Source organism: Cytobacillus oceanisediminis, assembly GCF_022811925.1.
In the GTDB taxonomy this organism is placed as follows: domain Bacteria; phylum Bacillota; class Bacilli; order Bacillales; family Cytobacillaceae; genus Cytobacillus; species Cytobacillus oceanisediminis_D.
On record NZ_CP065511.1, the window covers coordinates 4,913,480 to 4,926,961 of the forward strand.

21 protein-coding genes, 1 pseudogene and 1 riboswitch are annotated in these 13,482 nt (G+C 38.6%); of the genes and pseudogenes, 5 read left to right on the forward strand and 17 right to left on the reverse strand.

The window, feature by feature from the left end; translation table 11 throughout:
- Window position 1 precedes the first annotated feature (1 nt).
- The 13 genes and pseudogenes from IRB79_RS24760 to IRB79_RS24820 form a co-directional block, all read right to left on the reverse strand.
- On the reverse strand, window positions 2-286 hold the full coding sequence (locus IRB79_RS24760) for a hypothetical protein (protein WP_243505813.1): 285 nt from the start codon (window positions 284-286) through the stop codon (window positions 2-4).
- A 105-nt stretch (window positions 287-391) separates the two neighbouring features.
- Window positions 392-478, forward strand: a riboswitch (cyclic di-GMP riboswitch).
- A 285-nt stretch (window positions 479-763) separates the two neighbouring features.
- Window positions 764-928 carry a hypothetical protein gene (locus tag IRB79_RS24765; RefSeq protein ID WP_243505814.1) on the reverse strand — a complete coding sequence of 55 codons (165 nt, stop codon included), beginning with the start codon at window positions 926-928 and terminating at the stop codon, window positions 764-766.
- 13 nt (window positions 929-941) lie between these two features.
- Complete coding sequence (locus IRB79_RS24770) at window positions 942-1,232, reverse strand: MazG nucleotide pyrophosphohydrolase domain-containing protein (RefSeq protein ID WP_243505815.1); 291 nt, start codon at window positions 1,230-1,232, stop codon at window positions 942-944.
- A gap of 17 nt (window positions 1,233-1,249) precedes the next feature.
- Window positions 1,250-1,791: pseudogene (locus IRB79_RS24775) on the reverse strand (site-specific integrase).
- Window positions 1,791-1,997 carry an XtrA/YqaO family protein gene (locus tag IRB79_RS24780; RefSeq protein WP_243505816.1) on the reverse strand — a complete coding sequence of 69 codons (207 nt, stop codon included), beginning with the start codon at window positions 1,995-1,997 and terminating at the stop codon, window positions 1,791-1,793. Before IRB79_RS24780 ends, IRB79_RS24775 begins: the two are co-directional and overlap by 1 nt.
- A gap of 208 nt (window positions 1,998-2,205) precedes the next feature.
- A complete protein-coding gene (locus IRB79_RS24785) occupies window positions 2,206-2,391 on the reverse strand; it encodes a Fur-regulated basic protein FbpA (protein ID WP_243505817.1) in 186 nt (61 codons plus the stop codon).
- Window positions 2,391-3,473 carry a DnaD domain-containing protein gene (locus IRB79_RS24790; protein WP_243505818.1) on the reverse strand — a complete coding sequence of 361 codons (1,083 nt, stop codon included), beginning with the start codon at window positions 3,471-3,473 and terminating at the stop codon, window positions 2,391-2,393. The genes IRB79_RS24785 and IRB79_RS24790 overlap by 1 nt, the downstream gene beginning before the upstream one ends.
- Window positions 3,474-3,476: 3 nt before the next feature.
- The gene (locus IRB79_RS24795; RefSeq protein ID WP_243505819.1) at window positions 3,477-3,647 is read right to left on the reverse strand and encodes a hypothetical protein; all 171 of its coding nucleotides are present in this window, start codon (window positions 3,645-3,647) and stop codon (window positions 3,477-3,479) included.
- Window positions 3,648-3,671: 24 nt separating this feature from the next.
- Complete coding sequence (locus tag IRB79_RS24800) at window positions 3,672-4,025, reverse strand: zinc-finger domain-containing protein (protein ID WP_243505820.1); 354 nt, start codon at window positions 4,023-4,025, stop codon at window positions 3,672-3,674.
- A 188-nt stretch (window positions 4,026-4,213) separates the two neighbouring features.
- The gene (locus IRB79_RS24805; protein WP_243505821.1) at window positions 4,214-4,564 is read right to left on the reverse strand and encodes a hypothetical protein; all 351 of its coding nucleotides are present in this window, start codon (window positions 4,562-4,564) and stop codon (window positions 4,214-4,216) included.
- Between the two features lie 107 nt (window positions 4,565-4,671).
- Entirely contained in the window at window positions 4,672-5,184 is a 513-nt protein-coding gene (locus IRB79_RS24810) for a helix-turn-helix domain-containing protein (RefSeq protein WP_243505822.1), read from the reverse strand.
- A gap of 76 nt (window positions 5,185-5,260) precedes the next feature.
- Window positions 5,261-5,551, reverse strand: coding sequence for a group-specific protein (locus tag IRB79_RS24815; protein ID WP_243505823.1), 291 nt, complete (start codon window positions 5,549-5,551; stop codon window positions 5,261-5,263).
- A 25-nt stretch (window positions 5,552-5,576) separates the two neighbouring features.
- A complete protein-coding gene (locus IRB79_RS24820) occupies window positions 5,577-5,804 on the reverse strand; it encodes a helix-turn-helix domain-containing protein (protein WP_243505824.1) in 228 nt (75 codons plus the stop codon).
- Between the two features lie 160 nt (window positions 5,805-5,964).
- Here IRB79_RS24820 and IRB79_RS24825 point away from each other — a divergent pair, with 160 nt between their 5' ends.
- The 5 genes from IRB79_RS24825 (at window position 5,965) to IRB79_RS24845 (ending at window position 8,904) form a co-directional block, all read left to right on the forward strand.
- Window positions 5,965-6,288: a helix-turn-helix domain-containing protein gene (locus tag IRB79_RS24825; RefSeq protein WP_243505825.1), complete on the forward strand. Its 324-nt coding sequence runs from the start codon at window positions 5,965-5,967 to the stop codon at window positions 6,286-6,288.
- Between the two features lie 74 nt (window positions 6,289-6,362).
- On the forward strand, window positions 6,363-6,983 hold the full coding sequence (locus IRB79_RS24830) for an ImmA/IrrE family metallo-endopeptidase (protein WP_243505826.1): 621 nt from the start codon (window positions 6,363-6,365) through the stop codon (window positions 6,981-6,983).
- Entirely contained in the window at window positions 6,983-7,339 is a 357-nt protein-coding gene (locus IRB79_RS24835) for a hypothetical protein (RefSeq protein ID WP_243505827.1), read from the forward strand. Before IRB79_RS24830 ends, IRB79_RS24835 begins: the two co-directional genes overlap by 1 nt.
- A gap of 5 nt (window positions 7,340-7,344) precedes the next feature.
- Window positions 7,345-7,725 (forward strand): hypothetical protein, encoded by a 381-nt coding sequence (locus IRB79_RS24840; RefSeq protein WP_243505828.1) that lies wholly within the window; start codon window positions 7,345-7,347, stop codon window positions 7,723-7,725.
- A gap of 12 nt (window positions 7,726-7,737) precedes the next feature.
- Complete coding sequence (locus tag IRB79_RS24845; RefSeq protein ID WP_243505829.1) at window positions 7,738-8,904, forward strand: tyrosine-type recombinase/integrase; 1,167 nt, start codon at window positions 7,738-7,740, stop codon at window positions 8,902-8,904.
- A 92-nt stretch (window positions 8,905-8,996) separates the two neighbouring features.
- Here the strand turns inward: IRB79_RS24845 and sufB are convergent, their stop codons facing one another.
- The 4 genes from sufB to sufD all read right to left on the reverse strand — a co-directional run bounded on the left by sufB (window position 8,997) and on the right by sufD (window position 13,481).
- Window positions 8,997-10,394 carry a Fe-S cluster assembly protein SufB gene (sufB, locus tag IRB79_RS24850; RefSeq protein ID WP_243505830.1) on the reverse strand — a complete coding sequence of 466 codons (1,398 nt, stop codon included), beginning with the start codon at window positions 10,392-10,394 and terminating at the stop codon, window positions 8,997-8,999.
- A 108-nt stretch (window positions 10,395-10,502) separates the two neighbouring features.
- Window positions 10,503-10,952 carry a Fe-S cluster assembly sulfur transfer protein SufU gene (gene sufU / locus IRB79_RS24855; protein ID WP_009331729.1) on the reverse strand — a complete coding sequence of 150 codons (450 nt, stop codon included), beginning with the start codon at window positions 10,950-10,952 and terminating at the stop codon, window positions 10,503-10,505.
- Entirely contained in the window at window positions 10,942-12,171 is a 1,230-nt protein-coding gene (locus IRB79_RS24860; protein WP_243505831.1) for a cysteine desulfurase, read from the reverse strand. Before IRB79_RS24860 ends, sufU begins: the two co-directional genes overlap by 11 nt.
- Entirely contained in the window at window positions 12,171-13,481 is a 1,311-nt protein-coding gene (gene sufD / locus IRB79_RS24865; protein ID WP_243505832.1) for a Fe-S cluster assembly protein SufD, read from the reverse strand. Before sufD ends, IRB79_RS24860 begins: the two co-directional genes overlap by 1 nt.
- Between the last annotated feature and the right edge of the window lies 1 nt (window position 13,482).

The following is a 13,482-nucleotide window of genomic DNA, read 5'->3' on the forward strand; positions in this document are numbered from 1 at the left end:
TCTAAACAGAGCCTTTTATGGGCTCTGTTTCATTCCATCCCCGGCCATCCAGCCACCGTTCAATATTTGCTACAAAGATATCTAATCCACCAGATAAACCTTTTTTATCAATATGAAGGGCATAGCCTGAGAAATCCGGACCTTGATAAGAGCAAACGTCCTGGTACCTTTCATGCTTCTGTATCAGCAGCCGTTCCTTCCCTCTGAAAAACTCCATCTCCTCACCCTGTCTTAGATCGATGATTTGATCTTCCAGTGCGAAGGAGAATAAGTCTAATTGCTTCATTTCTTCACCACTTTATGTCTGATTTGAGTCTATTCTTTGTAAATTTCATTTCCTTTTCATTACAAATTATTACCATGGAGGAATCACAAACCAAAATATGATAGTATTTCCTATGGGCAAATTTTACGAAAGTAAAAGACGCAAAGCCACGGGCCTAAAACAACTAATTGTCATGGCAGCCGGGTTGCAAAAGTATTTTTTATCAATACATACCTTTCTAGTTTGCCTGTATCTTAGCTAAGAAGGGTTGGAAGTCATGATTTTCCCGACAATTTATAGTAGAGAATCTGGTCTAAGACATATAGTTAAGGATCAAAACAGTTGTATATGTGGTTTTAAATATCATGTGTTTTTTACTTTTACTAAAAGTGATTTTAAAAAGATTCAGTTTAAACGAGCTGATGATATCAACTGTCCTCACTGTAAATCCATCATTGATTAATTGATGGATTTTTCATTTGGAAACACAATACAAATTCAGCTTCTACTTTCTTTTACTGCATATCCCATTGTTAAAAGTGATTGCACGATGCCATATTCTTCATCAGAATTTCGTGCATTTTTTAACAGTGATATAAATCTTTCCTGCTGGCTTTTAGATAACTTGGTTAGTGGAGCATTTACAAATGCCTCTAAGCGCAATTGGGTTCCCCCTTTAATAAGCCTTTCCACCGTGTTTATATGACCTTCCTTTATTCCGTTCCATCTTCTGAGTGACCGCCTTATCAAGATCTATCTCCTTAGCACCACACAAATCAAAAATCCGGATAAGAACGTCTGCCAATTCTTCAGCGAAGTTTTCTTGGTCGCCTTTGCGATCTGCTTCCAGTGCTTCACTGACTTCACTGTGTATCAGAGCCAATAGTGTTCCTGTTTCCCTTGGCTCGTCATGCCATCCCTTAGATTTAGCTGTTTCAAAAGCTTCTTTGCATAATTCGTTAAGCATCTTTTAGCCCTCCTGTTTTATAAACTAAAACCATCTACCGCTTCATCGATAATGTCTTGGTTAATACGATATATCTCATGGTGACTGCCGGTGACGAATGATTAAATATCTGCTGCAGGACGGCTACGTCCTTGTATTTTTGATAAAAGTGGTACCCAAAGGTTTTCCTTAACGTATGGGTACCAATTTCTTGTAATCCGACTTGCTGTGCTGCTTGATTTAATATCTTCCAAGCCTGCACTCTTTTGATATTTTTTGTACCGCGATATGACTTAAAAAGGTACGTATCATCTGTCATACTTTGGGTATAATCATTTATTAGTGTTTGAAGAGTATGATTAATTCTAAATCGTTTGAGCTTATTTGTTTTCTGCTCCTTGATAATGATGTGAGATCTACCTCTGACGTCTTGTACCTTCAGTGATAGTAGATCACTAATCCTTAGTCCAGTGTTAATTCCCATCGTGAATAGAAAACAGTTTCTTTTGCCCTTTTTTAGTAACTCTGTTTTCATGGCCGCTACGAGTCGAAGATCACGTATAGGCTGGACAGTATTCATCAGATTAGCTCACTCTCACGAAAGTGAATTCGCTTAGCATGGCCGTTTACTGTTTCAATCACCGTTTCACCGTGCTTAACAGCTTCAAACGAGCTTACGACACCTTTTTGTCCATCCAAAACAATAATTTTTATCTTGCCGGATTCTAATTTTTGCTCAATGGACATATTATCAATATTGACATGAAGTTCATTAACTCTTTTCACATCTAACACCCCTTTGTGTGCTATAATTAAGGTGTTATTAATGGATTTTTGCCGGGCTGATTGCCTGGCCTTTTTTTATGTCTTGCGTGTTCTCTTCTTCCTGAAAGAGGCTGTGTAGTCCCTTGCATTCCAGAGAGCAATATAAAACCTCATCTGAAACAATGAGATATACTCTCCCGCAGCAGGAACACTGACTAATATTGCTCATTTAGTTCACCTGTTTAATCTCATATTGTGGTGCTGTTTGGCATTTGTACTCAATGTGTAACCTTTCTAGATCTGCCAATGGAAGTTCATATAACTGTCTTCCATCATGGGTTTTGGTGAATCCTGTTTTTATCAACCTGTTGATTAGGTGACTTTTTCGACGCTCAACAGCCTTCTTTAATTCCATTACGGTCCCTCCTTTAATCTCTTTAATTTTTCCTGCAGTTCTTGTTTCTTTTTTGCCTTTTCATCGGGGCCCGATTTATTATCTGCTACTGGATGGTTAGTATTTTCATCAAACCAATCAGGAAGCTGTTCTTGTCTTACTGGACGCCCATATCCTTTCCTTGCTTGATTTGATTGTTTAGACCTTTTTTCTTTGTATTCAAGGATTAGCGCTTGAGCTTGGGAAACAGTTGATATCTTTTTGTCTGACCAGTTGATTAATATTTTCTCTACATAACTCCAGCTCTTAGCTCCACGCTCAACTGCTATTTTCATAGCTTCCAGTACTAGCTCATCTGATAAATCATCGCACCATGTTGAGATTTTCTGGGATATGTATCCTCCGATTGCTCCGAATCCATTTTCCTCAAAGAAACGAAAAGGATTTTCATCGGCTGCAGGCGCTTCTTCATCTTCTTCTTTTTTCTTTGTAGTATTCTCTGTAGTAGTCTCTGGTAATGGTCTGTCCAAGTTGGACAGTCCGTCTGTCCAATCTGAACACTCCGACTGCTCATTTTGAACAGATGGACTGCTCATACCCTCAAGCATTTCATAATTAATTCGATACCATTTTGTTTTATCGATTTTTAATTTGTTATACTTTCCGATAATTAGCAGATTCAGATTTTCAAGTTTGTTAATAATTCTCCTAATCGTACTTACCGACCAAAATGGAAATTGCTCACTCCAGTCCTCATAAGTGTTATAGACCCATTTATGATTATCCCGGATATTATTGCTGTCCTTTAGCCAGTAATGCAGCTGTTGAAGAAAAATTGATTCGTTCAGCCCTATCCTTGTTGCTAAAGAAGGCAAAACTAATATTGGACTTTCATCTAACAAGAGTTTGCTCATGTTAACCATCACCTTCTTCCATCCTCTACATTCAGCAAAACCATTTTTAACACAAAGCAATTTATAGCCTGGATAGCGAGTTAAATATTTCCGTACTTCCTCAAAAAAAATATCTTCAGAATCACGGTTTTCTTTATCCAGCAACCATAAAGGAAGCAAGACCTTAGATTCATTTTTTAGCACACTCATTATTTAATGCTCAATGAAAATATGAATTTTTTGATCCGTAAGCTCTGGCAGTTCTTCTAAGATATCTTCCGCCACGCTTTTACATTCAGTTACACTCATTGCGTGGATTAAAGCAGTATGAACTGTAGAAAAGCCACCATTGCATTCAATTGTAAAATCAACTGAAAATAACAAAACTTTCCACCTACCGCATAATTATTAACTAACGCGTTTTCGCTTCGCTTTTATTCGATGAATTTTTCCTGAAACATGTTTGGGATCTCTATTCAACCTCATAGCAAGATGATTCACGCTGAAATAAGGTAAATGGTTTATTAAATAGTTAACCTCTTCTTGTTCCCATCTTCCCTTTTTTACTGAAGTCTCTTCATCATTTGGATTGATATCGCCAACTAATATTGCAGTCAAACTCCTAAATTGCTCTCCTATATGGCAATCATTTAAACACTGCTTATGATTCTCATATCCGCTTTTAAATTCACACCCACCACAATGCCGATCCAATAAATCATTCAATTCCAGACGGATTTTACGCTTTTCCTCGCGTGTCATTCCAGCTATACTCCTTTCAAAATTATTGGTGCGCACCGTCATGACCGGGAGCCTGGTATTTGGTAGATACGCTGCTCACTTGAAAGAGGTGGGAGGGGGAGATCTCTCCCGGTCATGACGGCAAGCCCAATACTCTTGCCGTATTATTAAAAGAATGCTAATCTATATTTAACTGAATTGGTTTTTCTCTAGGCAGTAAGTGTTCCAGCACTTGCTGTCTTTTCTTTTTTAATTTTTGGCCCATTTGTACGCTGAAAGTTAATTCGAATTCGTTCCATCTCCATAGCCATAGAACGATAAGTGCCAGCTTCATCATATAAGCGACTCCCAACTAGCTTTTTTCCATAAGAATTCAATGCCTGTGATACATACATCATCTCCATGCCATCCAATTCAAGGCTGTGATCCATCTTTAATATCTTGTTGTATGCAATATCGAAAACCCTTTTTCCCGTCCCTTTTAACCCCTGTCGATGGACTTCCATTGATGTTAGAATCATTTCCTTTTGAGTGTCTGGGATATGTAATATTTGCTTCATAATTATTTCTTTCCCTCCGACGTGAAATCACCAATAATAATGCCCATAATAAGAACAAAGGCAGTACACAAGTAGTAAATAAAGGCTTCTTCCAAATTAATACCCTCCTATAATTTGTATTTTCTAGCTTTTAGACTGACTTGCCATTTTTGAAATAATGACTTCATGGAAAATCCATGTGTTTTGCTTAAAGATGCAACCATATTTATCATGGAAGCAGCAGCATCTAGATTTTCTAACAGTGCTTTTTCAAGTTGTGTCATTTCCTCCTGCGTATAAGCTTTTGCTGGCTTACCCCAATTTAAATTGTCAAGATGATGCATTGCTTCCTCGGTTTCTTTTGTAACCAGGTACACCATACTGGCCGGATGCTTATCTATGTGATCTCCGTTAAAATAAGGGATACTAACAAACCCTGTTGTTTCTCCCCATGTTTCAAAATAAAATTCCGGATCGTCTATTTGTTGCGTGACAGTGGGATACATATCTCTTGGTAGTTTTCTAGTTCCGGTCTCAAATTTTGCAATTGATTCGCGTGAGTAGCTGACCTTTTGGCTAAGATCCAGCTGTGTTATCCCCTGCCTTTTCCTAGCCGCGGCCATCTCTTCCCCAATTGCCATTTGAATCACTCCTTTTAATCATTTGTACCAATTCACATCTATATTAGTTACATTCAAAAAAGATATAATTCAGATATTACATAGCTCTTCTTTCACTATAGTTTTGAGCCATAGTATCAGCCCATCTAAGTAAGAAATCACGGCATTCTTTAGCTGGGAAGTACCATTTTTGATTAAGTTTAAATTTCGGAAAGTTAGGATCATGAAAAAAACATTCTTGAATAGTATTCCAACTCATATTGGTTTGACGTTTAAGTTCTTTGGTGTCCCAGAAGACCACTTCGTTCTCCAATTGTTCAAGACGCTTTTGAAGTTCTTGCTGGTACATTGCTTTTATCTCAGCTTCATTAACCTGAATTGCAATCATAAGATCACCTCTTATCATTTTGATTTTATGCAAGATTCTTATTATGCTCCGTTTTGTCGCAATTATTAACAAAAAAATTTGCATTCGGATCTACTTTTAAAACTTTAGCGATCGATACCATTTGACTTAAATTTGGCTCACTTCTCCCTCTCTCTATGTGGGAGTAATTTGCCCTAGATAAACCAGATTTGTCAGCAACTTCTTGTTGTGACAACCCTAACTTTATTCTCTGATCTTTCATTTTTTTTCTCATCAATCCACCACCTTTGCGACACCTTGTATCACCTGTTAATTGAATTATATGATACACAACGGAACAAGTCAACGACTTTTGCGACTTTTTGTATCTTTTATTTTTTTGATACATTTTGTATAGTATATTGGAGGAAACAAATACGATGGTGGTTACCTTTATGAGTATAGGAGTAAGAATTACCAAGTTGCGTAAAGAACTAAAGTTAACTCAACAAGAGTTGGCAGATAAAATTGGAATAACACGCGCTGCGCTATCTCACTATGAAAAGGATCGAAGGGAGCCTGATACAGATACTTTGGTTAAAATGTCTGATTTCTTCAGCGTTACTACCGACTACCTTTTAGGCAAAACCGATGATTTAAAAAATGGGGAGAAAATTAATTCTGCATTTCATGAATTTGAAAAACTTACCGAAGAAGAAAAAGACTATCTAGATATGCAACTGGAGATTTATAGGAAAATGAAAGATAAGAATAAATAAGGGACATCCCTTATTTATTTTCACTCCAAACAGAACATATATTCTATTTCTATACTTACAACGGGAGAGCCTTCATGTTTAAATACTACACAAAAACCGAACTTGAATTAATTATTGAGAGTATCTATAGAGAAAATGACATTCTTACGCCATCGGATCTAACAATTAAAAAACTGGAAAGAACCTTTAAGGTGAATGTTTGTTTTTTAGATAATGCCCCCAATAGGGCAATTTGGGAAGAAGAGTTTGCTGTAATATTTTTAAAACCCAAAATGCCTAATAAAGAAATTCGTTCATTATTATTTCATGAAATTGGTCACCCATTTAGACACATTGGTAGCCAGGAAGAACAGACTGAACTATTTAGGGCTTTACAAGAAGCGCAAGCCGATGTATTCCAGCTGTATGCAGCTATCCCGATTTTTATGTTGGAGCAATTAGATATACCCCCAACCGAAGGCGATTTTATAAATTTAATAGAAGAAACATTTCAAATTAATAGAGAACTAGCTATAAAAAGAATGGAACAAATTAAGGCAAGGATTTGGTGTAACAAGCTCGATATTCAATTAAAAGAAAAAGAAAAACAAAGGTATCGAAAAGCTTCTAATGAACTATCTGGGGAAACTTTACGGTTACTTGCTCAATTAGAAAATCAAGTTTACAAAAAGAAGAAAGTTAAGGTGAATCTTTAATGGTAAGACAAGCCGTTTACTATGATGTCATAGATGAGAAAACTTATCCCTATTGGTACGGAATAAAGTTTGATGAGGGAGACGTTGATTGGAAAAAGGAGACTTATTACTTTGAAGTAAGTGCACCGTTCGAACGAATAAGAACTGCCGACTTAGATAATTCACTAATAAGTGTATCAGTCGATTCTGCAGACATTGTTAAAAATCTTGAGCACCCAACTAAGTTAGGGATTAGCCTAAAAAGAATTAGAAAAAGGGTGTTAGAGTACGATGCTGATGTAAGAGATATTAATCAATTTATTATCTTGGTGGCAGACATTGAGGAAATCTTATACTCATCACACTGGGAGAGATAATTAACATGCCGAGACAACGCCTTTATTTTGAAAATGTGGATAACCTGTTGATACCTTATGTCTACGTCCTAACTTTTAAACCTGGAGAACTAAAATGGGACAAGCCTGTGCATTATTATGATGCAATACCTCCTTTTAACTATGTAGGAATTGAAGAACTTGATGAATCTCTTAACAATGCCGTTATTTATTTTTCAGACTTTATATTTCATGAAAATTATAGCAAAAGATTTGGTTTAAATATTAATGTAATTAAATCACGGATTCAAAGTCACGGTGTGGATCCATACGTGATCCATCAGTTAATTTTGCCAACTGATGATATCAGCAAACTTATGTCTATGATTCCTTCGTCTGAAAGAAAAATGGACTTTATTCTTATATAGGAGGAAATAGAAATGGCAACCTTCAGGAAACTGAAAAGTGGTCGATGGCAGGCAAGAGTATCGAGAGATGGCCAGGAGTTTAGCATCGGTACTTTTAGAACAAAAAAAGAGGCCGAAATTGAAGCTGGAAAAGTTGAAGAACGGATTTACTACGGTCAAACCTTAAATGACAGGCATATGTCATTTGATGAAGTTGCAAAGGAATGGCTCTACGATCACAAACAAGCAAATTTAAAAGAATCCACCTTTGAACAAGTTGAAGTAATTGTTAGGTTGCATATACTCCCTTACTTCGGGAAGAAACGAATTATGAAAATCCGAAGATCAGACATAAAAAAATGGATAACCAAATACTCCTCCATGTTAGATGATAAGGGAGAGAATAAATATTCATTTGGCGCCCGATTAAAATATCTTTCAGTACTAAAGAGTATTTTTCATTATGCCGTTCACGAATTAGAAGTTCTAGAAAAAAACCCTGCAGATAAACTAAGGATTCCGGTCCAAGATACAATAAGCATCAAAGCCGAGGTAAAGTATTTGCAGCTAGAGGAACTAAATCAGCTTTTAGATTACATGAGGGACTATAAGCAACAAAAATTCCCCGAATATCAGCTTTATTACATGTTGATTTATTTTCTTTCTCAAACCGGTCTTAGAATTAGCGAAGCATTAGCTTTAAAGTGGAGCGATATTGAAGGTAACAAATTAAAAGTGGAACGACAAACAAGAAGGAAATCCAATAATGAAATCGTAATTACAACATTAAAAAACTCATCTTCTTATCGGATTATTGGACTTAATGATGAAGTCGTCGTTGAATTGAAGAAATTTAAATTAAAGCAGAATGAGTTAATCATCGGCAGGAAAAATTTTTATAAAAATGAAGATAGTATTATTTTTCAAAACTATTTAGGAAACTACCTTACTCCTTCAATTGTTAGAGAATCCATTCAAAAATATTGCAAGCTAGCCGGAGTTCCATATAGAGGCACACATGGATTTAGGCATACACATGCAGTGCTGCTACTTGAATCTGGAGCAAGTTTAAAATTTGTATCGCAAAGGTTGGGCCATAAAACCATTAAAACAACCGCAGACACTTACCTGGATATTACTCAAAAAATAGAAGAAGACGAACTAAAAAAGTTCGCCTCCTACACTTCAAGAATGTCCTAAAAAAATTCAAATCGGCACGAAATCGGCACGTACGGATTTATAACTATCATTAAATGAATGAAAACCCTTGAATAATCAAGGGTTTTCGTGATTTATCCGATGGAACCTTCCATTTCGAATTTAATCAGGCGGTTCATCTCTACTGCGTATTCCATTGGAAGTTCTTTCGTAAATGGCTCGATGAAGCCCATTACAATCATTTCTGTTGCTTCTTCCTCTGAAATTCCACGGCTCATAAGATAGAATAGCTGTTCTTCTGATACTTTTGAAACCTTCGCTTCATGCTCAAGAGAAATGTTGTCATTCAAGATTTCATTGTAAGGAATCGTATCCGAAGTTGACTGGTTATCCATGATTAACGTATCACACTCGATGTTGGCACGTGCACCTTCCGCTTTGCGGCCGAAGTGAACGATTCCGCGGTATGTTACTTTACCGCCCTGCTTGGAAATCGATTTCGATACAATCGTTGAAGAAGTGTTTGGTGCAAGGTGAATCATTTTTGCACCGGCATCCTGGTGCTGCCCTTTACCAGCTAATGCAATGGAAAGGGTCATGCCGCGTGCGCCTTCTCCTTTAAGAATAACTGCCGGATATTTCATTGTCAGTTTTGAACCGATGTTTCCGTCAATCCATTCCATTGTTGCGTTTGATTCACAAACCGCACGCTTCGTAACCAGGTTAAATACGTTGTTTGCCCAGTTCTGAATGGTTGTATAACGGCAGTATGCGTCTTTTTTGATGATGATTTCAACAACCGCACTGTGAAGTGAGTTTGTTGTGTAAACAGGTGCAGTACAGCCCTCTACATAGTGTACATGTGCGCCCTCATCAACAATGATTAATGTACGCTCAAACTGCCCCATGTTCTCAGAGTTAATGCGGAAATATGCCTGCAATGGCGTATCAACCTTAACCCCTTTAGGAACATAAATGAACGATCCGCCAGACCAAACCGCTGAGTTTAATGCAGCGAATTTGTTGTCTGTTGGAGGGATAACCTTTGCCCAGTGCTCACGGAAAATATCTTCATTTTCGCGAAGAGCGGAATCAGTATCTTTGAACACAATTCCTTTCGCTTCAAGGTCTTCCTGCATGTTATGGTAAACAACCTCTGATTCATACTGTGCGGAAACACCAGCAAGATACTTCTGCTCTGCTTCAGGAATACCCAATTTATCAAATGTCTGTTTAATCTCTTCAGGAACTTCATCCCAAGAGCGTTCAGTTTTTTCAGAAGGCTTTACATAATACGTAATTTCATCAAAGTTTAATGACGCTAAATCTCCGCCCCATTGCGGCATAGGCATGTTATAGAAATGCTCCAATGATTTTAAACGGAAGTCAAGCATCCATTGTGGCTCTTCCTTCAATTTTGAAATCTCTTCAACAATTTCTTTTGTCAAACCGCGTTTTGATCGGAAAATGGAAACGTCTTTATCGGCAAAACCATACTTGTAATCGCCGATCTCAGGCATTTTTTTTGCCATCGTCGTATTCCTCCATTCGTATAAGAAAGGGTCTTCACACCCCATCATTTCATTATATTTTAGCACACAAGGCAGATGAAAAAATTTCTAATCAAACGTTTGATTGATTTATTCCTGTTCTTCTTTCTCCGTGCTAACGCCTTTTTCCATTGCTTTCCATGCCAATGTAGCGCATTTGATTCTGGCAGGAAATTGGGAAACTCCCTGAAGAGCTTCAATATCGCCAAGATCCAAATCATCTTCATCATATTCTTTTCCCAGCATCATGTCTGAGAAAACTTTGGAAAGCTTTAATGCTTCTTCAATATTTTTACCCTTGATGGCTTGAGTCATCATGGAAGCCGAAGACATGGAAATGGAACAACCTTCGCCTTCAAACTTCGCATCTGCCACTTTGCCATCTTCAAGCTTCAGCGTCAATTGAATCCGGTCTCCGCAAGTAGGGTTATTCATATTGATCGTCAGGCTGTCATCTTCAAGTACCCCTTTGTTACGAGGGTTTTTATAATGATCCATGATAACCTGGCGGTAAAGGGTATCTAAATTTTTAGAAGACATCGCTGAAATACTCCTTTGTTTTGACAAGCCCTGAAACAAGCTTATCAATATCTTCTTCCGTATTGTACAGATAGAAGCTTGCACGTGCAGTTGCCGATACCTTGAGCCACTTCATCAGCGGCTGTGCACAATGGTGGCCGGCGCGGACTGCAATTCCTTCTGCATCCAATACAGTAGCCACATCATGTGGATGAACATCGTCAATATTAAAAGTAACAAGGCCAGCGCGTTTTGAAGCTTCTTTCGGCCCATATATGGTCATTCCGTCTATAGCAGACATTTTTTCCATAGCATAAGCGGCCAGTTTGTGCTCGTAAGCCTCAATTTCGTCCAGGCCAATCTGCTCAAGAAAATCAATTGCAGCACCTAATCCAATGGCACCTGCAATAATTGGCGTGCCGCCCTCGAATTTCCACGGAAGTTCCTTCCAGGTTGATTCATACAGGCCGACAAAATCGATCATTTCACCGCCAAACTCAACCGGCTCCATTTTTTCAAGGTGCTTTTTCTTTCCGTACAGAACACCAATGCCGGTAGGGCCGCACATCTTATGGCCGGAAAAAGCAAGAAAATCACAATCCAGGTCCTGAACATCAATCTTCATATGGGGAGCACTTTGTGCACCATCCACAACCATAATTGCGCCATTCTCATGGGCAATTTTTGCAATTTCCTTAATCGGGTTCATAACACCTAGTACATTTGATACCTGCATGATGGATACGATTTTCGTATCAGCTGTCACGGTTGCCCTTACATCCTCAAGTGAAACCGTTCCGTCTTCCTGCAGAGGAAGATACTTAAGTGTTGCTCCCGTGTGTTTCGCCACCTGCTGCCAAGGGATGATATTGCTGTGATGTTCCATATAGGAAATTACAATTTCATCGCCTTCAGTCAGTTTAGTGCGTCCGTAGCTTGCCGCAACTGTATTGATAGCAGTTGTTGTCCCTCTTGTGAAAATAACTTCCTCAGTCGATTTAGCATTAATGAATTTACGTACCTTTTCCCTGGCACCTTCATAGCCATCCGTTGCTCTAGTGCCCAGTGTATGGACTCCTCTATGAACATTCGAATTGTATTCCCGATAATATTTATCAAGCGCTTCAATTACCGGAACAGGTTTTTGGGAAGTAGCAGCACTGTCCAGATAAACAAGAGACTTTCCATTGACTTCCTGGTCCAGGATGGGAAACATCTGCCGAATCTCACGGGCATTCATTATTTTACTTTCCTTTCGATAACTGCTGTCAGCTGCTTTTTAACTCCTTCGATAGGAAGAGCATTAACAACAGGCGCTAAGAAGCCGTGAATAACAAGGCGTTCTGCCTCTTTTTGAGAAATGCCGCGGCTCATTAAATAGTAAAGCTGCAATGGATCCACTCGGCCAACTGAAGCTGCGTGTCCTGCTGTTACATCATCTTCATCGATTAATAGAATTGGGTTAGCATCCCCGCGCGCTTTTTCGCTTAGCATCAGTACGCGTGATTCCTGCTCGGCATTTGACTTAGAAGCTCCATGCTCAATTTTGCCGATACCATTAAAGATGGATGAAGCAGAGTCTTTCATTACCCCATGCTTTAAAATGTAGCCTTCGGAGTTCTTTCCGAAATGAACTACTTTCGTTGTAAAGTTTTGAGTCTGTTCTCCGCGTCCTACAACAACTGTTTTGGTATCACCGAAAGAACCGTCTCCAATAAGATTGGTTGTATTCTCTGAAACTGTATTGCCGTCGTTCATTAGGCCAAGAGCCCATTCAATGCGGGCATCGCGGCCTGCAATACCACGGCGGTTCACATAAGCTGTTGTTCCTTTAGCAAGTGTGTCAACAGCACCATACTGAACTCTTGCATTTGCATTGGCAATTACTTCTGTAACTATATTGAAAATCCCGTTTGCTTCCTCAACTGTAGAAATATAGTTTTCTACATATGTCACAGAGCTGTTATCGTCAGCTGCAACCAATACGTGGTTGAATAGGTTGGCTTCTTTATCATCATGAATATATACAGCCTGAATCGGGGCTGAAACTTCCACGTTTTTCGGAATATACAAGAACGCTCCGCCGTTTAAAAGAGCCGCGTGCAATGCAGTTAAACGGTGTTCATCCGTTTTGACGCCGACCTTCATAAAATACTTTTGAAGCAGGTCGCCATGTTCTCTTGCCGCCGTAAAGATGTCTGTGAAAATAACACCTTTTTCCTGCAATTCTTTAGAAACAGCCAAATGAGTTGGTCTATTATTACGCTGAATGTATAGGTTTTGATCGCCGGCTTCTGTGTCAATCAGATTTCTGACATCCTCAGGAAGGTCGTTCAGTGAAGAAAAATCTTCGCTTCCGACGATATGCTTTTCGAACTGTGTAAAGTTCCATTTATCTATTTTTGTTTTATCAGGCTTTGGCATTGGCAGGTTTTCCGCGTTTGCAAGCGCATTTAGACGGAGTTCTGTCAGCCATGCCGGCTCGCCCATATCTTTTGAAAAGGAACTTACATATTCCTTATCAAATGGTAGTTTTATTTCCGTTGTCATA